Annotated in this window: 21 protein-coding genes; 19 read left to right on the top strand and 2 right to left on the bottom strand. The window is 40.8% G+C overall.

What is annotated here, in order from left to right; genetic code table 11:
- Positions 1–232: 232 nt before the first annotated feature.
- The 6 genes from ACFQPF_RS06940 to ACFQPF_RS06915 all read left to right on the top strand — a co-directional run bounded on the left by ACFQPF_RS06940 (position 233) and on the right by ACFQPF_RS06915 (position 3586).
- The gene (locus ACFQPF_RS06940; protein ID WP_379747946.1) at positions 233–505 is read left to right on the top strand and encodes an excalibur calcium-binding domain-containing protein; all 273 of its coding nucleotides are present in this window, start codon (positions 233–235) and stop codon (positions 503–505) included.
- A 95-nt stretch (positions 506–600) separates the two neighbouring features.
- Positions 601–1503, top strand: coding sequence for a barstar family protein (locus tag ACFQPF_RS06935; RefSeq protein ID WP_379747944.1), 903 nt, complete (start codon positions 601–603; stop codon positions 1501–1503).
- A gap of 46 nt (positions 1504–1549) precedes the next feature.
- Positions 1550–1972 carry a DUF6584 family protein gene (locus ACFQPF_RS06930; protein WP_379747941.1) on the top strand — a complete coding sequence of 141 codons (423 nt, stop codon included), beginning with the start codon at positions 1550–1552 and terminating at the stop codon, positions 1970–1972.
- A 27-nt stretch (positions 1973–1999) separates the two neighbouring features.
- On the top strand, positions 2000–2467 hold the full coding sequence (locus ACFQPF_RS06925; protein ID WP_379747939.1) for a DivIVA domain-containing protein: 468 nt from the start codon (positions 2000–2002) through the stop codon (positions 2465–2467).
- On the top strand, positions 2452–2916 hold the full coding sequence (locus ACFQPF_RS06920) for a VanZ family protein (protein ID WP_379747937.1): 465 nt from the start codon (positions 2452–2454) through the stop codon (positions 2914–2916). Before ACFQPF_RS06925 ends, ACFQPF_RS06920 begins: the two co-directional genes overlap by 16 nt.
- A gap of 31 nt (positions 2917–2947) precedes the next feature.
- A complete protein-coding gene (locus ACFQPF_RS06915) occupies positions 2948–3586 on the top strand; it encodes an alanine--tRNA ligase-related protein (RefSeq protein ID WP_379747935.1) in 639 nt (212 codons plus the stop codon).
- Between the two features lie 89 nt (positions 3587–3675).
- On the opposite strand, the gene ACFQPF_RS06910 is transcribed toward ACFQPF_RS06915, so the two are convergent.
- Both ACFQPF_RS06910 and ACFQPF_RS06905 read right to left on the bottom strand, forming a co-directional pair.
- On the bottom strand, positions 3676–7110 hold the full coding sequence (locus tag ACFQPF_RS06910) for a S8 family peptidase (RefSeq protein ID WP_379747933.1): 3435 nt from the start codon (positions 7108–7110) through the stop codon (positions 3676–3678).
- A 533-nt stretch (positions 7111–7643) separates the two neighbouring features.
- Positions 7644–8534, bottom strand: coding sequence for an LCP family glycopolymer transferase (locus ACFQPF_RS06905; protein WP_379747931.1), 891 nt, complete (start codon positions 8532–8534; stop codon positions 7644–7646).
- 536 nt (positions 8535–9070) lie between these two features.
- Between ACFQPF_RS06905 and ACFQPF_RS06900 the strand changes: the two genes are divergently transcribed.
- The 13 genes from ACFQPF_RS06900 (at position 9071) to ACFQPF_RS06840 (ending at position 21869) form a co-directional block, all read left to right on the top strand.
- Positions 9071–9814 carry a YveK family protein gene (locus ACFQPF_RS06900; RefSeq protein WP_379747929.1) on the top strand — a complete coding sequence of 248 codons (744 nt, stop codon included), beginning with the start codon at positions 9071–9073 and terminating at the stop codon, positions 9812–9814.
- Positions 9807–10487 carry a CpsD/CapB family tyrosine-protein kinase gene (locus ACFQPF_RS06895; RefSeq protein WP_379747927.1) on the top strand — a complete coding sequence of 227 codons (681 nt, stop codon included), beginning with the start codon at positions 9807–9809 and terminating at the stop codon, positions 10485–10487. Before ACFQPF_RS06900 ends, ACFQPF_RS06895 begins: the two co-directional genes overlap by 8 nt.
- A 175-nt stretch (positions 10488–10662) precedes the next feature.
- Complete coding sequence (locus tag ACFQPF_RS06890) at positions 10663–11427, top strand: tyrosine-protein phosphatase (protein WP_379747925.1); 765 nt, start codon at positions 10663–10665, stop codon at positions 11425–11427.
- Between the two features lie 31 nt (positions 11428–11458).
- The gene (gene galU, locus ACFQPF_RS06885; protein WP_379747923.1) at positions 11459–12340 is read left to right on the top strand and encodes a UTP--glucose-1-phosphate uridylyltransferase GalU; all 882 of its coding nucleotides are present in this window, start codon (positions 11459–11461) and stop codon (positions 12338–12340) included.
- Positions 12341–12542: 202 nt separating this feature from the next.
- On the top strand, positions 12543–13193 hold the full coding sequence (locus ACFQPF_RS06880; protein ID WP_379748469.1) for a sugar transferase: 651 nt from the start codon (positions 12543–12545) through the stop codon (positions 13191–13193).
- A gap of 11 nt (positions 13194–13204) precedes the next feature.
- Positions 13205–14149 carry a GDP-L-fucose synthase gene (gene fcl / locus ACFQPF_RS06875; RefSeq protein WP_379747921.1) on the top strand — a complete coding sequence of 315 codons (945 nt, stop codon included), beginning with the start codon at positions 13205–13207 and terminating at the stop codon, positions 14147–14149.
- A gap of 20 nt (positions 14150–14169) precedes the next feature.
- Positions 14170–15249 carry a GDP-mannose 4,6-dehydratase gene (gmd, locus tag ACFQPF_RS06870; protein ID WP_379747919.1) on the top strand — a complete coding sequence of 360 codons (1080 nt, stop codon included), beginning with the start codon at positions 14170–14172 and terminating at the stop codon, positions 15247–15249.
- Between the two features lie 64 nt (positions 15250–15313).
- Entirely contained in the window at positions 15314–16507 is a 1194-nt protein-coding gene (locus tag ACFQPF_RS06865; protein ID WP_379747917.1) for a glycosyltransferase, read from the top strand.
- A gap of 1 nt (position 16508) precedes the next feature.
- On the top strand, positions 16509–17975 hold the full coding sequence (locus ACFQPF_RS06860) for an oligosaccharide flippase family protein (protein WP_379747915.1): 1467 nt from the start codon (positions 16509–16511) through the stop codon (positions 17973–17975).
- Between the two features lie 40 nt (positions 17976–18015).
- The gene (locus ACFQPF_RS06855) at positions 18016–19233 is read left to right on the top strand and encodes an O-antigen ligase family protein (RefSeq protein WP_379747913.1); all 1218 of its coding nucleotides are present in this window, start codon (positions 18016–18018) and stop codon (positions 19231–19233) included.
- A gap of 28 nt (positions 19234–19261) precedes the next feature.
- Entirely contained in the window at positions 19262–20242 is a 981-nt protein-coding gene (locus tag ACFQPF_RS06850) for a glycosyltransferase family 2 protein (protein ID WP_379747911.1), read from the top strand.
- 39 nt (positions 20243–20281) lie between these two features.
- Positions 20282–21154: an alpha-1,2-fucosyltransferase gene (locus ACFQPF_RS06845; protein ID WP_379747909.1), complete on the top strand. Its 873-nt coding sequence runs from the start codon at positions 20282–20284 to the stop codon at positions 21152–21154.
- Positions 21155–21179: 25 nt separating this feature from the next.
- Positions 21180–21869, top strand: coding sequence for a CatB-related O-acetyltransferase (locus tag ACFQPF_RS06840; protein ID WP_379747907.1), 690 nt, complete (start codon positions 21180–21182; stop codon positions 21867–21869).
- The last annotated feature ends 3 nt before the right edge of the window (positions 21870–21872 follow it).

Below are 21872 nucleotides of genomic sequence, written 5' to 3'. Positions count from 1 at the left end.
CCAACGTGATAAACCCTCCTTGTTGTGCTTCTCTAAACATAAGACGTAGCAGCTGGCTGACAGGCTTCAAAAAAGTATGGGGTCCGGTACGTTTTCGCCGCAGCGTTGTCCTTACTGCGAGAATGTGAAAACGTACCGGACCCCCACAATAAGAATGAAGTTTGCTAACTTCCTAATTATGTAATAAAATGTTCTTTGAGAATAGTAATTTACTTGAAGGGAAGTCATGATCTTGAAAAAGACATCTGCGGTTATTTTATCATTAGGGCTTGTGTTCGGTTTTTCATCTGGAACAGTGGGGCAAGCGGATGCGGCAACGGTAAAGGTGAAATCGTTCAAGAACTGCACAGAGCTGAACAAGACTTACAAAGGCGGAGTAGCGATTTCGGCGACAACCAAGAATAAAGGCGGCAAGACAAAGTACAAGCCGTTCGCCTCCAAGCCGCTTTACCAGGCAAACAGCAAAAGCGACCGTGACAGAGACGGCATCGCCTGCGAAAGATAAGCTGCACACCAAAACAAGGAGAGAAGACGCTGCATTCTTCTTTCCTTGTTTTTTTCATCATTTTCTAACGTCATAGACAGGGAGAAGTACTCATCATGAAAATAGAAATAGGCTACATAACGGGAAAATATAGCAGCAGACAGCCTGACTACAACGAAATCTTTCCGTTTAAACTCAAAGGGAACGTCGAGCATGCGATAAGCCTGCAGTGCAATCTTGTCGATGTGGAGGAAAGCCGCTGGATGAACGAGTGGCTGCAAAGATTGAACGCGTTTCCGGTCTATCTTTGCATCAAAACGTATCAGGATTGGATCGATGATTTTCAGGAAACGTGTGAAGCGGCACAGATTTCCTTCACATTGACACGTATTCCAAAGGGGAGAACGATGGCGGTTGCCACGCTCACGTCAGCCACACAGTTACAAGCACTTTGGGAGACGGCGGTCAGCTTAGGGACGATGAATGATTTTGCCGCGTGGTCGCTGCACGAGAAGGCGTTCACCTGGCATAACGGCAAACTGAACGTTCATGTGGAACAGCCGGAAAGCACAGTGTTCTGGATCGATTACGACGGGCAGGGAATCGTCGTGCTGTCCAACGATACGAGGTTTTCAACGTATGACAAGCTAATCGCGACACTGCCATCCAACATCATGACAGAACGATTCGAATATGCTGAAGAAGGAGAGGAGCGGACGAAGAAAATCGTTATCGATGTTTCTGCCGCCCAAACGCCAGTAGACCTTCACACCCTTTTTCAAAAAAAACTCTCCTTTCCGCCAGGTTATGCGCCTGACTGGCAAGGCTTTTGGGATGCCCTCACAAGCCTTGAGGCGGACATTCCAGAAACCCTCGTGCTGAAGCGATGGAACAGCTTGGCCGCTAGTCTACCTTCTGAAGCAGAGAAGCTGAAACAAACTCTGCAGGATTTTCAGCGCTATTACGGAAAAATAGACGGGCTGCAGTGCAACATTTTCTTTCGTGATGAAAAGGGATAAGCTGGCGCGGAACGAATAAAGGATAAAGACAGAAGGAGGGCTTCTGATGATTACTCCACCTGCGCTGAAACGAGTGGAAGAGGATATAGCAGCGGGTGATCTCGGAAAAGCGAGAGACCGTTTGCACGGACTGCTGTCCACGTATCCAGATAATCTGGAGATCCGCAAAAAGCTCGGTGACGTGTATCATCAGCTGCAGGATCCTGCGATGGCGGGCCGCTATTGGTACTTGGAAAAAGAGAAGACGCCAGAGATGCAGGCAGCGTGTGAGAAATTTGAGAAAGCGCACGGCTACAAGCCTGATCGTGTGGAACGCGCGCTGAAATATACGAAACACCAGAATCGCGGAACATTTCATGAAAATACCATATCAGACACCATTGAAAACATCGGCTGTCTTGTCGCCGTGGCAGCCATCATAGGCACGTTTTTGATAGGTGTTTACACAATCGTTATGTGGATCTTTTAGCAGAATGGTGAAAAGGAAGGGAAGGCTATGCTGTCTGATGAACTGAAAAGGCTGCTGCTTCAGTTTCCCGAAGTGATCGGGGAGTATGAGCAGCACCTGCAGAAAGGCTATTCACCGACCGATATTGTCATTCGGTCGATCGCCGTTTACGACGAAGAGGATCTGGATACGGCGGAAGTGATTTTGGAAAATGAACAGGGGCACCGTGTTTTGATAATCGCCTCACAAGGCTATTTTCGCTCTGTATCTGTAAAAGAACTCGACCCGCGCAAGTCAGGGATACACCATAATCTCTTGCTCAGCGATGTGCTCGTGTATCATAAAACGTTTAACAAAAGCTTGTTCCGCGGCTATAATATGAACGAGGTTGACGAGTTTTTGGACGTGATTATGAAGGATTATACGTATATCGAGCACGTTCTTGTAAAAGAAAACGAACTGCTCAAAAAGGAAATACAACAGCTGAGAGGAAGACAGATTTGGCAAAGAAAATAGGCAGCTGGCTGCTCGTAGCGCTTTGGGCGAGCGTCATTTTTTATGCGTCATCACAGCCATATGAGAAGCAGGACATGAAACCCGTTTGGGAGGAGAACCTGCCGACAGAGTGGATCGATGAAAACGCAGCATTCATAGAAGTTCCGTATGCGGGCGAGTGGGTTAGTGTCGCAGAGGACGGCGCGGCGGCGGTCATCGAGTTCTTCGTGCGCAAAGCTGCCCACCTTGGCACGTATTTTATACTCGCGGTCCTGCTGTACAATGCTACACGCAATCCGGCAGTATCCTGGGTGCTCGCAGTACTATACGCCATGAGCGATGAATACCATCAATCACTCACGCCGAACCGGTCGCCGCATTGGGAGGATGTCGTAATCGATGCAGTCGGGGCATTACTCGGTGTGCTGCTATGCACCATGATCATCAAACGAAGGAAAAAACGCCGCTAATGGCGTTTTTTCTATAAAAAGGAGTGCCGTTATGGTTGAAAAATGGTTTTGGAAAGATCCTTACGCAACGAAATTAAACACCTGTTTAACAAGTGTGAACGGCAATGACATCACGTTAGCGCAGACCATTTTTTATGCCTTCTCCGGCGGACAGGAAAGTGACAATGGCAAGATCGGAGGATACAGCGTCTCTCGAGCCCAAAAAGACGGACACGAGATTATTTATACATTGGAAGACGGGCATAGCCTCAAAACGGGAGATGAGGTAACAGTCGAAATCGACTGGCAGAGACGATATCGCTTGATGCGGCTGCACTTTGCGGCCGAAATCATCCTTGAACTCGCGTACAGACAGCTGCCAGGCATTGAAAAAATCGGCGCACACATCGCAGAAGACAAATCACGCATCGACTTCATTTGGGGCGAGAACATCTCCGCTGCCTTTGCGCGCCTTGAAAAAGAAGCACATCGTCTCATCGAGGAGAACGATAGCATTACAAGTGAGTATAGCAGCCAAGAGGAAGGCAGAAGGTATTGGGAGATCGACGGGTTTGCGAGAGTCGCCTGCGGAGGCACTCATCTGAGAACAACCGGCGAGGTCGGCAATATTAGGCTGAAGCGAAACAACATCGGCAAAGGCAAGGAGCGCATCGAGATATACATAAACTAAAAACTAAAAACTAAAAAGGGGTCCGGTACTCTTTTCAATGAACGGCGCAGCAGCGCGCCGTTGCATGAAAAGGTACCGGACCCCGTCACTTATTGCTTGGAAACCGTCAGCTTGTAAGGTGTTGTGCTGGCTTTGCCAAAACGGTCTTTTACTTCAATGTAGTACGTGCCGTATTTGAAGTTTACGTACAGCACTTCATCGTCGCCGTCGACATAATGGTCAGACGAGGCGATCGCTCGGCCGTTCTGATACACCGTGATCACACCGTCAAGATCAAGCGGAACATCAAGCGTGATCTTTGCTTTCATCGGACGGACCGTTTTGTATTGAATCCAGTCCTCATCGCCGCCTGTCTTGCCAGCGTTCAAGTAACCGCTGAACTCAGAGCGTGTGCTGTTCACTTTTTTCAGTGAAAGCGGCTTGGATGGCTTGTTTCGTTGAACAACAGATCCTGCGTCCTCATCCTTTTTGTTCACCGACTGAAGCTTCAGGGTGTAAGGCAGGAGGGAAAGGTTCGAGCTGTTTTGCATCCAGCCTTCTGCCACAACAAAATACCCTTTTCCTTTTTTCGCTTTAAACGATCCGCGTGTCGTGCCTGTGTAGTAATTTTTGCTGAAGAACTTCAATGTACCGAATTCTTCTTCGTCAATCTTCTGGTTTTGGTTCACATCCTCTACCACACTGATCAAGCCCACATAATCAGCCAGCAGCTCAGCAGGGTATTTCTTCAACAACGTGGATGTTACCTCATCCTTTTTAAGAGACGCCTCGATGATTCCATCTTCCTTTGCCTTAAAGTAGTAAGGGTCATAGTCTCCAGCCGAAGCGAAGTTCCCCTTCACACTCCAAGTCGACGGCAGCGCTTTTACCGGCAATTTAAGGTCATTGTTCGGCTCATAGCTGTCCGCCACGTTCGCATAGCTCAGCTTGGACGTGAACGAATACGGGTCGAACGATACATTAGAGTCCATCTCATTCTGCATGATGCGAAGGACATACTGAGTATTCTTCTCTAGTCCCGCGACCATCTTCTTCTTCAATTCAATCCCGCTATACGTAAAGTCAAAGTTATACGAGACCGGTTCGAAATATTTGTATAGCTTGCCATCCTCGTCCTGCACTTCCTTCGCTTTCAGAATCATGGCCATCGGCAGTCCAGCATCGCCGAAGTTGAACTCATACACGCCGGCTTCACCAGACGTGAATTTGAAATGATCCGCGTCATCCGGCGTTTGGATGTATCCAGAAGCGGAGCCGCCCACTTCATACGGAGTAGACTGTTCGATCACATGTTCAACAAACCGTGTTTCGCTGTCTTCCTCTCTGTCTTCTTCTTCCTCATCACCATTGTGAGCAGAAAGGCCATCCTCATCACCGGAAATCACCTTTGAGGTTATGCTCAGTTCATATGGCAGCAGCGATTGCTCTGGCTTGCTTTCTTCCTTGCGCTCAAAGAACATCTCTTCGAAAAAGTTTCCGCTAAAGAACTCTTGGTTCGTGATTTCCACATAATACGTCACATCCGGCATAGCAGGGAAGGTGAGTACTTCACCGTCTCCAGAACCGTTCGAGTTGCTCATGAACATAGGCTCTTCAAGCGACGATCCGCCTTCTTCACCTTCTGGCTCGTCACCTTTTTCGGTGATAACGCCTTTTCCTTCTCCTTCAGGCGGCATTTCCTCGCTCTTCATATACACGCGGATTCCGGTGTTAACACCAGGTACGCCTTTCGTGGCCACTTTTACGAGCTGCGGCTCTTTTACCGACAGTTCATAATAGTCCTGGTCGCCTTTTTCGCCGCCAAACAGTGTTTCACTGCTATAATCGAACGGCAGGGCATCGACCTTTTTCATGTTTTCCGCCGTGTTTTCATCCTTAGGCGGTGTTTTCGTTTTATCGATTTTCAGCGTGTAGCTCGATTTCTTGCCAGTAGAGTCGTCATAATTTCCGTTCGCGTCCTTCACGCCAATCACCATCACACCCGTGAAAGGAGCCTTAAGGAGGCCGGCTTCACTGTGGTCGTCCTGGTGGCGGTTGATACTCACGCTATACGACTGATTCTCACCGAACACACGAGCATCATACTTGTAGTCATAGTTCGCCGCGCCAATAAGCTGCGTCTGGATGTAGTCCCCCTCAGTGACAGGGAACTTGTACCAGTGCATCTGGCTCGCTTTCGCAAAATAATTCTTTTTCTCTGTGCTCATCCCTGTGAACGTGAGAGACTCAGCGCTTTTTAAAATTTCCGCATCGTTCGCCGGATTTTTAACAGCAGCCGGGATTTTCTTCGGATCAAACTTCAATGCCGCGACGGGCTGGATCAAGCCGTGTGCATACGACGTATCGTATCCTGCTGAACCAAGGTCTTTGGCCGTGTGCTCGATAATGTATTCTACCTCAGACGGCTTGAGTGACGGGTGCTTGGCCAAAAGCTGGGAAGCAAGGCCCGAAACCATCGGTGCTGACATCGACGTTCCGCTCAAATTATAGAACGTGGATTTCCACTCATAATCATATAGCGGCGCGTAAATGTCCTCACCAGGCGCGACAACATCAACCGCCGTTCCATAAGAGGAGAACGAAGACAGCGCATTCTTATCGTTCGTCGAGCCGACAGAAATAACGCCTTCATACGACGCCGGATAGTTGGGCGTGTTGTTTCCGCGGTTACCCGCACTCGCCACGACCGTCACATTTTTCGCGAGAGCCGCATTTACCGCTTCTTCTAAAATCGGAGACGGACGGCTGAAGCCAAGACTCATGTTAATGACCTTCGCGCCTTGGTTGACGGCCTCTAAAATGCCTTCTGCGACGATATAATCACTCGCACCCCAGCCGCGGTCAAACACATCAATAGAAATGAGCTCCGCATTTTGGCTGACACCGTACCCGCCGACGCCGTTTCCTTTCTCACCAGCAATAATTCCGCCGACATGAGTACCGTGGAAATCCGGCATCGGTGCGTTCATCGGATCGGCGACGTTAATCGCTTCAATCACCTTCGAATCAATCTCAGGATGCTTGCGGTCGATGCCCTGATCAATCACCGCCACCTTCACTTTTTTGGTGCCCGCAAGCTTATGTGCCTCATCGACTTGAAGGGTATTCAGGAAATACTGCTTGCTCACCTTCGGATCTGGAGTTGCTTGCGGTAAGTAGCTCACGCTAGGAGCAGCAGAAAGAACCTTCGTTGATTTTTGGAAATAAGCAATTGCCTTGCCAAAGCCTTTCTTGTCCTTTACCTGCACGACCGCATACCCAAGCTCAGGAACCGAGCGAATCAGCTTCGTGCCTGATTTATAATAATCAGCAGACGTAAGCGACTTTTCCAGCTTTAAAACAATCTTGTCCGTTTCCAATTGGGCGTTTTTCTTCTCAGGTGTGTACACATTATGACCGAGCGGATGAAAATCCCTCGTATTCAAGGCAGACGGCAAACCGCTACCCGTAAAAGCAGAAGCGGTCGGACCGCTCCACATACTGATCGACAGCCCCAGCACAGCCGAGACCTTAAGCCACTTCATAGACAAAAAAGTTCCCCCATTCTATATATTGGTAGATTTAGGAATTCAAAAACAAATTCGCCAACACTCCCCACAAACCCTTCCAACTGGAAAAAATTAAGAAATTAGTAGTAGAAAAGAATGCTAGAAGAGTAGAACTTCGAAGGTTGATAGACAGAGAATACATCCCTGCAAGTTGATCGGAGTGAAAGGTGCCGACTCCTCGAAAAAGAACTTCACTTTTTCTTGCGTTTGATGTCTTGCTGCCGCAGCCTTCCTTGTCCAGCGGGATGAGTGAGACAGGTGAGCCCTTCCATTGGCGCGTGCGACGGAAGGGCTCACCTTGTCCAGCAGAAAGGGCTAGCCACTCGAGGTCAAAAGTTCAAAAGTCCAATAAGTCAAAGAGCGACTTACCGGCCTCTTGCCCTTTTGCTTGTCGTGGCTGGACGAGCCCTTTCTGCTTTTCGCTGCACCCCGCGAAAAGCGTGCACCTGTAACGCAGATCAACTCCCCACAAAAAAACACCCGAAGGCAACATGCCCTCAGGTATCGATCTAGCTCATATGCTCCTTTATCAAGCGCACAACCCGCAGCCGCTCCTCTTCACTAACCGAATAATACCAAACCCCGTTCAGCCTCTGCCCAACACCCTTAATCTCAGTAGATTCAATCGTACGCCGCGCATTCTTATAGTTGCTTTGAATATCCTGCATCTCATCAAACGTCATGTTCGTTTTCACGTTCTTACTCAGGATCTCTAGGATATTATCAAACTTCGTAATGGTTGAAACGTTTGCGCCCTTTGAGATGATCGACTGAATCACTTGCCGTTGCCGGTCATTGCGGCCGAGATCACCTTTTTTATCGTCATATCTCATGCGCGAATACGCGAGTGCCTCACTGCCGTTTAGCTGCTGGCTGCCAGCGGGAAACTCGTAGCCTTCAAACGAGAAAGCAGAAGGGTTGTTCACCGTCACACCGCCAACCGCATCGACGATTTCCTGGAACGACTGCATGTTAATCTTCACAAAATAATCCAGCTTCATGTCAAGAAAGTGCTCGACCGTATCCATCGCCATTTGCGGACCGCCGAACGAATAAGCATGATTAATCTTATCGACCGTTCCTTTTCCTATGATCTCTGTACGCGTGTCGCGCGGAATGTTGAACAGCAGCATGCTTTCACGCTTCGGGTTCACGGTCACCACGATCATCGTGTCCGACCGGCCCTTATCGTTGGCTCGCTCATCCACTCCAAGCAAAAGAATTGAAATAGGCGGAAGGTTCTCTGTAGCGAATACCGGCTTCGGTTCATTTGTCTCCACCGGTTCCTGCATCCTGGTTACAGCCTGCTTGGCTGACGAATACAGATAGAACGCATATCCGCCCGCGGCGGCAAGAAATACACTTGCGGTAATGCCAAATACAATCAAGAACTTTTTCACGGTGCCTGTCACCACCCGAATGAGGTATGTTGATTGTGTGATTGTCATGCTGTTCTTTATAACGTTCTCATTACATAGGCACAAAGGACAAGGACTTTCGTTCGACAATCCTACCAAATATCGTCTGAATGTGTCGAAAACAGCGTATTACGGCAAATTTCCCTCATGACATTGGAAAACTTTGTGCTAAACTGTCAGTAGGTATTTTTCACTATGATAGGTTAGGAGAGTAGATACGAGACAAATCACACAAAAGTCAATCAACATTCATCCGAATAAGCACCCGGAATTTCCAATACCTCAGAAGCCATTTACCCGCGAATTTAACGTACTAGAATAATAATTCAGTATCTTTCCATCATTTCATCAACTATTGATAACACTCGTTATAATCCACTTTTTACGCACCATAGTTACATTTTTGTTACAAAAAACATCTACTTGTAAAATTACCTGTAATTTTTCCAAAATAATTCTTTATATTGGAAAGCACTGTGATATAATCACTATTTGTAATCAAACCTTTGGAGGGGAAAATGGAAGAGACAATTAGCCTAAAAGAATTGTTTGCTATTTTACGAAAGCGATTGTGGCTTATACTCGCGCTGACAGTTGCGGCGACGATCACAGCTGGACTGGTCAGCTTTTACCTGCTGACTCCCATTTATCAGTCTTCAACACAGCTGCTTGTCAACCAAGCAAAAAGCGATAAGCAAATAGATTTTAACGCGGTACAAACAAACCTTGATCTTATTAACACGTACAACGTCATTATTAAAAGCCCGGCGATATTGGAAAAAGTGCAACAGGAAATGAATTTGGATCGAAGCGTTAGCGAGCTGAATAACCAGATTACAGTGAATTCAAAAGAAAACTCGCAGGTCGTGGAAGTAACAGTAGAAGACAAAGACCCTGTGATGGCAGTGAACATGGCGAACACGATCGCAGACGTCTTCCAAAAAGAAATCGCGACGATCATGAGCGTCGATAACGTAAGCATTCTCTCAAAAGCACAAATGGCGGAAAACCCGTCACCTGTCAAACCACAACCGCTTCTGAACATGGCAATTGCGCTTGTTGTAGGCCTTATGGCAGGGGTGGGATTAGCGTTCTTGCTTGAATATTTGGATAACACGATCAAAACAGAGCAGGACATTGAAAAAGTGCTAGAGCTGCCCGTACTTGGATCGATCGCAGAAATGAAAATCGATGCGTCGTCACAGCGTAAAACGAGCAGAGAAGCAAGGACGGCAGAAAAGGGAGGCAGCGTACATGTTTAAGAAGAAGACACCGATGAAACAGCGTGCGCTTGTCACGAAATTAAGCAGTAAATCTCCTGTTTTCGAAGCGTACCGGACCCTTCGAACGAATATCCAGTTCGCGAGTGTGGATAAAGAGCTGAAGACACTCGTTATCACCTCTCCTGGACCAGGCGAAGGGAAATCGACGACCGTCGCGAACCTAGCTGTTGCGTTCGCACAAACAGGGAAAAAAGTGCTGCTGATCGATGCGGATCTGCGCAAGCCAACGGTGCATTACACGTTTCAAACGGAAAACCTGGAAGGCCTGACAAATGTCCTATCCAAGCAGAGCAACATGAAAAAGGTACTTCAGAAAACGGAGAATGAGAACCTATTTCTCATCACCTCTGGTCCGATTCCGCCTAATCCATCCGAATTGCTCGGATCGAACTCGATGAAAGAGCTGTTGGCAGAAGCATCAGCTGAGTTTGACCTCATCCTGTTTGACAGCCCGCCCGTGCTTGCGGTAACCGATGCGCAGATTCTATCTAACATAACAGACGGAAGCATTCTTGTCGTGAAAAGCGGAGGAACCGAACAGGATCAGGCAGTGAAAGCGAAGGAAATGCTCATGACTGGTCAAGGCAAATTGCTTGGAGTCGTGTTAAACAGCAAAAATCAGAAGAATGACGATTATTATTACTATTATTAAGAATGTGTAAATAGGGGGAATTAGTCAACTTTCGACAATATCACCCCCTTTATCCATAAGGAATTTGTATGATAGGATTATGAAGACGAAAATCATACTTTAGTCCTCATCCAAATGTGTTGGTATTTATCAGTAATTGGGAAATTATCAGGAAAATAGGAAGAAGGTGTTTAACGTGATCGATATTCACTGTCATATCCTTCCGGGCCTTGATGATGGACCAGCTTCAATCGCAGATTCTATTGACATGGCACGTGCTGCTGCAAATGAAGGAATCGACACAATCATCGCAACTCCTCATTATAACCATCGTTACCAGAACGACAAACGAACCATCCTAGAAAAAGTCCATGCGTTAAACCAAACATTAACCGAACGATCCATCCCAGTTACGATCCTGCCTGGCCAAGAACCAAGACTCTTTGGAGATATGCTGCGTGCATACGAAACAGAAGATCTGTTAACCATCAACAATCTTCATAAGTACATATTTGTGGAACTGCCTCACAACGAGGTGCCGCATTACACCAAGCAGATGCTCTACAACATCCAGATCGAGGGCTTAATCCCTGTTATCGTCCATCCCGAGAGAAACAAAGCCATACTAAAGAACCCTGACAAATTATACGATTTTGTCAAGAACGGTGCACTCACTCAAGTGACGGCTGCCTCTTATATCGGCAGATTAGGGAGAAATGTTAAGTCTTTTTCGAAAAAAATTGTCGAAAGCAATCTTGCTCACTTTATCGCAAGCGACGCACACGATACAAAAAAGCGGCCCTTTCATTTAAGGCGCGCCTACGAACAGCTCGAAAAGGATTTTGGCAGAACAGCAAGATATCAGTTCGAGGAAAATGCCTACCTGCTCGCAGAAGGCCGGAGCATCATGAAAGATGTGCCGGAAAAGGTGAGGCAGCGTTCTCTATTATGGTTTAGTTAACAAAGTAAATATTTGAAGGAGTTAACTCTTAATGAAAAAAGTTCGCAAAGCCATCATTCCTGCAGCGGGCCTCGGAACCCGATTCCTGCCAGCGACCAAAGCAATGCCAAAAGAAATGCTGCCGATCGTCGACAAGCCGACAATTCAATACATCGTCGAAGAAGCGATTGCTTCAGGCATTGAAGACATCATCATCGTAACCGGTAAAGGCAAGCGTGCCATCGAGGACCACTTCGACCATGCGTTCGAGCTCGAACAGAACCTGTTTGAAAAAGGAAAGACCGACCTGCTTGAAAAAGTAAAGCAATCCTCGCAAATGGCAGACATCCATTACATCCGCCAAAAAGAGCCAAAAGGCCTCGGACACGCCGTCTGGTGCGCACGCAAGTTCATCGGCGACGAGCCATTCGCCGTCCTGCTAGGAGACGACATCGTCCAAGCGGACAAGCCTTGCTTGAGACAGTTGATCGAGCAATACGAACAAACAGGTTCTTCCATCATCGGTGTGCAATCGGTACCAGACGAACACACGAGCCGATACGGAATTATTGATCCGATCAGCAGCTTCGGCAAGCTGTACGGTGTTCAAAACTTTGTAGAAAAGCCGGCAAAAGGAACAGCACCATCGAACCTTGCCATCATGGGACGCTACGTGCTCACTTCCGAAATCTTCACGTATTTAGAGCAGCAGGAAAAAGGCGCAGGCGGAGAAATCCAGCTGACGGATGCCATTCAAAAGCTCAACACGTTTCAGCGCGTATTCGCCTACGACTTTTCCGGCATCCGCTATGACGTTGGAGAGAAGCTTGGCTTCATCACGACAACACTCGAATTCGCATTGCGTGACAAGCAAATACGCAAAGAACTTATTCCAGAGCTGGAACGCATTCTTAGTAGTTTAAAAGTAAAGTAGTCAACTGCTGTAAAAGGTGATGTCTCCTTACCTGTATCAATGGAGGCACTCGGCTATGCTGTGGGTGTCTAACCGCCTTAGCACATTGTTGTCAGTAGCATGGTGTGAGGGGGGGTTAGATGCCCTATTTTACATAACTTATATAGGTAGATAAATGATGAAAGGGGGAGCGGAACAAGTGGCAGAAACACAAGTTCAAACCATGAAGGTATCCAGCCAGCCAGCAAGTGTGGCAGTGAAAGATGATCGTTTTTATGAGGGCAGCAAGCGAATGCTCGATATTCTCGGCGCGTTAGTCGGACTTATTTTATTATTACCGGTGTTTATAATCGTATCTCTTCTTATTAAAAGAGAAGATTCAAAAGGACCTGTCTTTTTTAAACAAATCCGCATTGGAAAAGATGGCAAAGCGTTCTACATGTATAAGTTCCGTTCCATGGTAAGCGATGCGGAGGAAAAGCTGGCAGAGCTGCTTCAATATAACGAGATTGAAGGAGCGATGTTCAAAATGAAGGAGGATCCCCGTATTACGAAAATCGGGAAGTTCATCCGAAAAACAAGCATCGATGAATTGCCGCAGCTATGGAACGTCCTCACTGGCGACATGAGCCTCGTTGGGCCGCGCCCGCCGCTTCCTCGCGAAGTCGAGCAATACAACGCCTATCACAAACAGCGCCTTCTCGTCACACCAGGCTGTACCGGCCTTTGGCAGGTAAGCGGACGAAACGCGATGAGCTTTGAAGAAATGGTGAACCTGGACATTCAATACATTTCCAAGCGAAGTGTATTTTTCGATATCAAAATTATACTCAAAACGATAACCGTCCTTTTTGGATCGGATAATGCGTATTAGAAGGTGAAAACATGGACAAACATGCCAAGATATATGTAGCTGGCCACCGCGGGTTGGTTGGATCAGCGATTGTACGACGACTAGAAAGAGAAGGATATACGAACCTTGTATACCGCACGAGTAAAGAGCTGGACCTAACGGATAAAATCCAAGTCGACCATTTTTTTGAGCAACAAAAGATTGACTATGTGTTTCTGGCTGCAGCGAAAGTGGGTGGCATTGTCGCGAACAACGAGTACCCTGCAGACTTTATCCGCGACAACCTGCTCATTCAAACGAACGTCATTGACGCGGCATACCGCAACAACGTAACGAAGCTTCTTTTCTTAGGCAGCACGTGCATTTATCCGAAGCTTGCACCGCAGCCGTTAAAGGAAGAATACTTGCTTACGGGATTACTCGAGCCGACAAACGAGCCATACGCCATCGCAAAAATTGCCGGAATTAAAATGTGTGAGTCCTACAACCGTCAATACGGTACAAAATACATCTCGGTCATGCCAACGAACCTCTATGGCGAGAACGACAACTTTGATCTTCATACCTCACATGTACTGCCGGCGCTGATTCGCAAGTTCCACGAAGCAAAAGAAAACAAACAGCCGTTTGTTGAAGTATGGGGAACAGGAACACCAAAGCGCGAGTTCCTTTACTCCGATGACCTAGCCGATGCGTGTGTGTATTTAATGGATAACTATGAAGGAAATGAAATCGTGAACATTGGAGTGGGCGAGGATATTGAGATCGGCCAGCTCGCACATCTTGTAAAAGAAACCGTTGGCTACAATGGCGAGATTCAGTTCGATACAAGCAAGCCAGACGGAACACCAAGAAAGCTGGTAGATGTAACGAAGCTTAACAGCCTTGGCTGGAAAGCGAGCACATCTTTAGAAGAAGGCTTGAAAAAAGCGTATCAATGGTTCTTAGACAATGCAGTACAAAAAGTGAACAGCTAATAACGGAGGAATAGAATCGAATGAAAAAAGCATTAATTACTGGTGTAACCGGGCAAGACGGATCGTATTTAGCAGAGTTTCTATTAGAAAAAGGATATGAAGTGCATGGCATGATTCGCCGCAGCTCTTCGTATAACCAGGAACGACTAGAAGACATCATGAGTGCTGAAGAAGCAGACGCACTCATCAACAACGAGAACTTTCACCTTCATTATGGTGATGTAACCGATGCATTGAACGTCACTCGACTAGTGAGTGAAATCAAGCCGGACGAAATCTACAACCTAGCCGCACAATCACATGTTCGCGTTTCCTTCGACATGCCAGGCTACACATTGGATGTCGATGCAAAAGGCACACTGAACGTACTCGAAGCGGTCCGTATTGCAGGCCTTACCGAGAAAACACGCGTGTACCAAGCATCCACATCAGAGCTGTTCGGCAAAGTACAAGAAGTGCCGCAGAAAGAAACAACACCATTCTACCCGCGTTCACCATACGGAGCAGCAAAAATTTACGGCTTCTGGATCACGAAAAACTATCGTGAGTCATTCAACATGTTCGCCGTAAACGGCATCCTATTCAACCATGAATCAGAGCGCCGCGGCGAAACATTCGTAACACGCAAAATCACGCTAGCTGCCGCACGAATCGCTCAAGGCAAACAAAGGAAATTGTCACTCGGCAACCTGGACTCCCTTCGCGACTGGGGCTATGCAAAGGATTACGTAGAGTGCATGTGGTTGATGCTTCAGCATGATAAGCCAGAGGACTTTGTTATCGCGACGGGTGAGATGCACTCTGTCCGAGAATTTGTCGATTTGGCATTTAGACACGCTGGTATTCAGATTGAATGGGTTGGCTCGGGTGTAGAGGAAAAGGGAATGAACAAAGCAACAGGCGAAGTGATTGTAGAAGTTGATCCGAAGTTCTTCCGTCCAGCAGAGGTTGAACAGTTGTTGGGAGATCCGACTAAGTCAAAAACGTTGTTGGGGTGGAATCCTACGAAGACTTCATTTGAAGAGCTAGTTCAAATTATGGTTGCTTCAGATACAAAAAAGGTTGAACAAGAAGAAAAAGTTAAGAAAATGTTTGACTAGGTGGAGGGGAGAATTGTCTGTTCGTAATTTCAGTGAAAGAAATTATGGGAAGAGGTAACTAAATATGAAACAAAAATCATTAAATATATTGACTATACCTTCATTCTACCCTCAACAAGAAGACAGCATAAAAGGAATCTTTTTTAAGGAACAAGCGAATTTGATAGCACGAAATAATCTTAATAGTGCAGTAATTTACTCTGAATTAAGAAGTGTAAAGAAAGTAAAATTAAAAACTATTTTAGTTAATAGATTTCAAACTAAATATTATGTAGAAGACAAGCTTTTAGTCCTCAGAAACCATAGTTGGAATTATATTCCTACTATGTTTGAAATAGGAAGTAAAATTTGGGTTTATAGGAGCGTCAAATTAGCCCGAAAATATATTGAAGAATATGGTAAACCTGATATTATTCATGCACATTGTGCTCTTTTTGGTGGCTACGTAGCTAAAATAATATCTCAACAATATAATATTCCATATATTGTAACGGAACATAGTAGTGGATTCCCACTCAACAATTTAAGTAATTGGCAATTAAGATATGCTAGGGATGTATTTGACGGTGCAGCCGGAATTACAGTAGTGAGTAATATGTTAAAAAAATCAATTCAAAAATATACAAGTGATCAAAGGAAAGAAATTATTGTAATTCCTAATTTTATAGATACTAATTTTTTTACATTGTCTGAAAAAAAAAATAATGGAAGTTCTCAATTTATTTTTTCTGCAATATCACGTTTAGATAAAAACAAAGGAATTGATTTATTAATTAAAGCGTTTGTAAATACGCTTAAGAATAAAAATGTATTATTATACGTTGCTGGAGAAGGTCCTGAGGAAAAAAACTTAAAGAAATTAGTAAGCGATTTAGGGATGGAAAATAAAGTGATATTTACAGGTGTCCTTGATAGGACTCAAGTAAGAGATTTACTTTGGAAGTCAGACTGTTTGGTTTCAACAAGTGAAGTTGAAACTTTTGGATCAATATTAATAGAAGCTATGAGTACAGGATTACCTATATTATCTACTAAGAGTGGTGGTCCACAAGATATAATAAATCATAAAGTTGGGATATTAATTAATAAAAGAAATATTGAAGAAATAGGAAAGGCTTTATTTAAAATGTATAGTTCAAAAGATAGTTTTAATAGAAAAAATATTAGAGAGTATATTTTGAGTAATTTTGGTCCAGATAAAATATCATCTAAAATAATTAATTTGTACGAGGAAATAATTATAAAACGACAGGGGTAAAATGAGTAAACCAATAAGTTTCTTAACCAATATAAAAAGTAATTATTTTAGAACAATAATTTTGGCGATATTAGGTTTTGTTTCTACAGTGATTTTTTCAAGGACATTAGGCGCTAATCTATTCGGAGTATACATGTATTATACTTGGTTAATATCCACAATAACATTGTTACTCAATTTTGGATTTGAAGGTACGATCACAAAATTTTTGCCAGAATACTATTATAAGAATAAAGCAACACATTCAAGCAGCTTGATAAGTTATATAATTACCAAACAGATTAAAGTAATAATATTCGGATCTATTTTATTAATTGCAGCTTACCCTTTTTTAACAACGTTTGGAAAAATTAACGATATTAAGTTTAGTTTTTATATTTTAATTATTGTTATCATTTCACCAATGATGATTATGAGTATCACTGTAAGTACTATTCAAGCATTACAAAGGTTTGATATTTTTGCGAAAGTAAATGTAACTTTCCAAATAATCACTATCTCAATAAACTCCGTTATTTCTTTTAAATACCAAAATATAATAGCTATGCTAGGGGTAATAGGTATAACATCGTTATTGCAAGTGATAATATATTTTAAAAATATTAAAACACTTTTACCGGACTTGAAAATACAAATGGGTTTTAACATACTAAAAAAAGACTTAAAACGTATAAAAAATTATGCTAAATATATGTACATTAATATTATATGGCAACAAATTGTTTGGAATAAATCCGAATTCCTGTTTTTATCGTTGTATTCCAGCCCTAAAGAACTAGCTATTTATGGATTAGCATATAGCTTAATTTCCATCATAAATTATGCTATTTCTCCAATAATGTCCATAGTAAATAACTATTTTTCTAAATTTGTAGCTTTAAACGAAACTAAAACATTAACCACATTAATAAATAGCATTTCAAAATATTTCGTTATTGTGCTAATATTCATATTCACTTATGCTGTCCTATTTTCAGATTCAATTCTTACATTAATATATACGAATGAATACACTGGGGTTGTTACAGTGTTTTTATTATTGCTATTTGGGACTGTTGTAAGCAAAATTTTAAATGTTTCAAGTTCCTTGCCATTTTATTTTGAGAAACAAAAAGTGATAATTAATTTAGGGATCTTATCTGGGATATTAAATATTGTACTTGATATCGCTTTAATTCCTAAATATGGGGCAATCGGAGCTGCAACTGCAAGTACAATATCTCAAGTGTTTTTCTCTGTGGTACAATTCGCCTATACGAAGCATTTAATAAAAGTGATTTTTCCATTTGTTACTTTATTTAAAGTGATATTTGTAAATACCTTGGTATTTATTTCTTTATTTAATGTTGAAAACAATGTTTTGTTGATAATTTATTCAATTATAACAATCCCTTTTTATTTACTGATTTTGATAGCATTTAAAGTAATTGACATTGATGAGATTAAAAAATTAATAAATAACAATTAAATCTTATAAGCCATTTCTTTTATTAGAAAGAAGAGATTAAATGAAAATTAATCTACAAAAAAGTAATGTGACTTTCTTGTATGCCATGACATTAATATTTGTAGCAGCTTTTCCAATAAACTTTTCTAATTTTACAATTACAATTTATTCAAGTACTGCTGCTAGTTTAATTTTTTTATTGCTTTTTAATTATAAACATTTGAGAATTCATTCCAATGATTTACTCCTCATATCATTAATTTTAATTTACACATTTTATTTAACAATTAATGCTATGATAATTGACCCAAGCAAATTAATATACGCTTTACAAAAATCATTACCTTTTTATGTATTTATACTACTTATTATAACTTTCAAAAAAAATATAAAAGCAATTCTATTAGTACAAAAAATTATTGGATATTCTTTGATCTTTTGTATGTTATCTGCATTACTCCTGTTTTTTTTAGGATTTAGTAATATATATTTATCATCAAAAACCATTATCTCTTTAATCTCAAATCAGTACTACTTAGATGTGTTTGGAGAAACTAGACTTCAATTTATGAGTACGCATAAAAGTAGGTTTGGTGTATTATGCATTTTTTCATTAATAATTATACTTAAACATCAAAATTTAAATAAAATTTTTAAACTACTCATTATTGTTGTTATAATGGTTAATCTATATTTTTCCTCTTCTTATACAAGTTTATTGTTAGCAGCATGTGTATTATTTTTTTGTATTTTTAATTACTTAAAATCAACTAAATCAATTAATAAATATACCAAGTTAATTATGTTCAAGTTCTTTTTAATTATGTTATTTTCTTTAATTTTATTGTTTTTCAATTTTGGAAATTCAAAAGGAAAAGATTTCTCAAATATGGGAGATAGATTATATATTTGGCAAGCCAGTATATATCAAATATGCAATAATCCATGGGGAATAGTTACGGTTGATAATAATTTTTATTTTAAAAATCCAGATAGAAATTTGGATTTAAAGAGTGCCCATAATATTATTTTAAATGAGGGAATTGAAAGTGGTTTATTAGGCATGTTTATGTTATCCATAATATTCCTATTGATATTTAAAAAATTAAGAAAAGACAGACTGTTGTTTCTTGGTACATTAGTAGTTTTCCTTGCAGGAATGTTTGATATTATTTTATACGAAAATATGAATTACATATTTTGGTATTTAATAGCTTATTTTTATATTTTATCTGAAAAGAGTAATGTGGGTTATTATAATTCGTTAAAAAATATCTAATGATTATGTCATAAATAAGGTGGATGTTATGAACGATACAGTTTCGGTAATTATTACTTCTTATAACAGTGACTTGTTTTTTTTAGATAGTGCAGTGAATAGTGTTATAAAGCAAACATATAAGAATATAGAAGTAATTTTAGTAGATGACGGATCATCAAATAGTATAAGTAAAGATATAGCCGAAAAATATAAGGGAAAAATAAAATATATATATCAAACTAACAAAGGTTTACCGGCAGCGAGGAATACAGGAATAAAATCATCCAAAGGGAACTTCATATGCTTTTTAGATGACGACGATGAATGGGAACCCACAAAAGTTGAGAGACAGATTGAACTTTTTAAGACAGTTAGAAAACATGACCCTAAATTAGGGTTAACTTTCACATATTGTAATGTAATTGATGAGAATAACAATGTAATAGGGTCTCATGGATATAAAGTAAAAGGACATATATTTAAGAAAATGCTTTATAGAAACATTATAGGTCCACCTTCTTCAGTAATGATATGTAAAAACGTCTTAAATGATGTAGGGCTTTTCAATGAAAAATTTCACTATGCTGAAGATTTAGAGCTCTGGTATAGGATTTCAATGAAATATTCAGTGTATTCAACTAATGAATTTTTAATTAACTATAGATGGAGACTTAATAGTCATTCAAAAAATGCTGAAAAAATGAATCATTTTTGTAGCCTAGCTTTAAATGATATTTTAAATTGTGAGCATATAAAAAGTATTATATCTATTGAAGAAAAAGAACATATTATTAATAATTTGTTAATTGGTTTAGCAAATAGATATTTTAAAGCTAATGATACAAAAAACTATCAAAGAAGTTATGTGAAAACTTTAAAGCATAATATAAAAAATTTAATTAAAATTAATTTGTTAATTAAATACTTTACTTGCTTCTTAGGCGATAGCATATTAAAAAAAATAAATTATAAAAGAGAACAATACACTTTACAAAAAAGTTTTAATGGAATACAAGATTTCACGTAATAATAAGTTATAACTTAAATATATTGGAGAATAATCAATATGATAATCGTAAAAGTATATGGTGGTTTAGGAAATCAACTTTTCCAATATTTTTTTGGTAAAGCACTAGCAGAGAAATATAATACAGTTGTAAAATATGATCTCACCTTTTTTTCTTCTTCAGATAATAACGAAATTAGAGATTTTAGCATAGATAAGTTTAATACAAATTTTCATGTTGCAAATTCACAAGAAATTAACAATTTCAAAAAAAATAGCAATACTATAAATAGAATTAATAAATTAACACGAATCTTGGGTATTGATAAAGTTCTGGGTAATTATTATGAAGAACTTGAAGAATTTAAATTAGATTCAAAACTAATAACATCAATAAATGACAACAAATATTTCCAAGGTTATTGGCAGTCTTATGAATACCTTAAGGGAATTGAAGGGTTAATCAAGAATGAAATGGTATTAGATTTCAAAGAGAGTGAAAATTTCAAACGTGTAATAAACGATATTGAGAAAAATGAATCTATATGTCTACACGTAAGACGAGGAGATTATGTAAGACTAGGATGGAATTTGCCATTAGAATATTATACACAAGCTTTAAAAAAAATTACTGCAAATATCCCAAACTTTAAATTATTCATATTTTCAGATGACAAAGAATGGATTCTAGAAAATTTCCAAATGGCTAGTGGGGAAGTTATTTGCATTAATGATTTTAATTTTAATGATTATGAAGAATTGTATTTAATGAGTAAATGTAAGCACAATATTATTTCAAATAGTACTTTTAGTTGGTGGGGAGCTTATTTAAATTCTAACAAGGGAAAAATTGTGATTGCTCCTCACGTTTGGGTAAAAGGCTTAAATGTGAAAGATATAGAAATTATCCCGCCTACATGGACTGTTTTATAATTGAATAACGTATTGGGAGATAATTATGAATATTATGTCTAAGTGTTTTAATTACTTTTTTTGGATGCCGTATTTAATATTTAAAGCAAATTTACTTAAAAAATCGAAAGTGTCATTAATAGTTAAATGTGACAGGAATACAAAATTTGAAAATAGAACAATTATTTCATCATTAACTGATATTAGAGGATCAGCTATTGGGTATGGCTCTTTCTTAGGGAAAAAATGTGATTTGAGAAATGTCAAAGTTGGTAGATTCTGTTCAATTGCTGCTGGAGTAAAAATAGTTAGAGGAAGTCATCCTACTCACACATTTGTCTCTACTCATGCTGCATTTTATTCTCCAAAAAGAAAACTACTATCCCTAGTTGACTCTGTGCCAAAAAACTTTAATTTTCACAAAATAATAAAGGGAAATAAAAATCTTGATGCTATTATTGGAAATGATGTTTGGATAGGTGAAGATGTAAAAATTATTAAGGGAGTAACAATTGGTGATGGGGCAATTATTGGTACTGGAGCTATAGTTACGAAAGATATAGAACCTTACACAATAAATGTAGGGATACCCGCAAGAACAATTAAGTTAAGATTTCAAGAAGATGAAATAGAATTTTTAAAGGCTATTGAATGGTGGACGTACTCAGAAGCAGACCTAAAAAAATTAGGAAAATATTTCTCTGATATTAAATTATTCAAAGAAAAACTTAGTTGATAA

Origin of the sequence: Fictibacillus iocasae (assembly GCF_042665465.1) — a bacterium.
GTDB lineage: Bacteria > Bacillota > Bacilli > Bacillales > Fictibacillaceae > Fictibacillus > Fictibacillus iocasae.
The sequence above is the reverse complement of the archived record's forward strand: the minus strand, read 5'-3'. Positions and strand labels throughout refer to the sequence as shown.

Excerpts from the sequence above, each read along its gene's own strand:
- fcl (WP_379747921.1), top strand. The coding sequence starts at position 13,205 with ATGGACAAACATGCCAAGATATATGTAGCTGGCCACCGCGGGTTGGTT.
- ACFQPF_RS06935 (WP_379747944.1), top strand. The coding sequence starts at position 601 with ATGAAAATAGAAATAGGCTACATAACGGGAAAATATAGCAGCAGACAG.
- ACFQPF_RS06930 (WP_379747941.1), top strand. The coding sequence starts at position 1,550 with ATGATTACTCCACCTGCGCTGAAACGAGTGGAAGAGGATATAGCAGCG.
- ACFQPF_RS06910 (WP_379747933.1), bottom strand. The coding sequence starts at position 7,110 with ATGAAGTGGCTTAAGGTCTCGGCTGTGCTGGGGCTGTCGATCAGTATG.
- ACFQPF_RS06900 (WP_379747929.1), top strand. The coding sequence starts at position 9,071 with ATGGAAGAGACAATTAGCCTAAAAGAATTGTTTGCTATTTTACGAAAG.
- ACFQPF_RS06895 (WP_379747927.1), top strand. The coding sequence starts at position 9,807 with ATGTTTAAGAAGAAGACACCGATGAAACAGCGTGCGCTTGTCACGAAA.
- ACFQPF_RS06855 (WP_379747913.1), top strand. The coding sequence starts at position 18,016 with ATGAAAATTAATCTACAAAAAAGTAATGTGACTTTCTTGTATGCCATG.
- ACFQPF_RS06845 (WP_379747909.1), top strand. The coding sequence starts at position 20,282 with ATGATAATCGTAAAAGTATATGGTGGTTTAGGAAATCAACTTTTCCAA.
- ACFQPF_RS06840 (WP_379747907.1), top strand. The coding sequence starts at position 21,180 with ATGAATATTATGTCTAAGTGTTTTAATTACTTTTTTTGGATGCCGTAT.
- ACFQPF_RS06915 (WP_379747935.1), top strand. The coding sequence starts at position 2,948 with ATGGTTGAAAAATGGTTTTGGAAAGATCCTTACGCAACGAAATTAAAC.
- ACFQPF_RS06865 (WP_379747917.1), top strand. The coding sequence starts at position 15,314 with ATGAAACAAAAATCATTAAATATATTGACTATACCTTCATTCTACCCT.
- ACFQPF_RS06860 (WP_379747915.1), top strand. The coding sequence starts at position 16,509 with ATGAGTAAACCAATAAGTTTCTTAACCAATATAAAAAGTAATTATTTT.
- ACFQPF_RS06850 (WP_379747911.1), top strand. The coding sequence starts at position 19,262 with ATGAACGATACAGTTTCGGTAATTATTACTTCTTATAACAGTGACTTG.
- ACFQPF_RS06925 (WP_379747939.1), top strand. The coding sequence starts at position 2,000 with ATGCTGTCTGATGAACTGAAAAGGCTGCTGCTTCAGTTTCCCGAAGTG.
- gmd (WP_379747919.1), top strand. The coding sequence starts at position 14,170 with ATGAAAAAAGCATTAATTACTGGTGTAACCGGGCAAGACGGATCGTAT.
- galU (WP_379747923.1), top strand. The coding sequence starts at position 11,459 with ATGAAAAAAGTTCGCAAAGCCATCATTCCTGCAGCGGGCCTCGGAACC.
- ACFQPF_RS06880 (WP_379748469.1), top strand. The coding sequence starts at position 12,543 with ATGAAGGTATCCAGCCAGCCAGCAAGTGTGGCAGTGAAAGATGATCGT.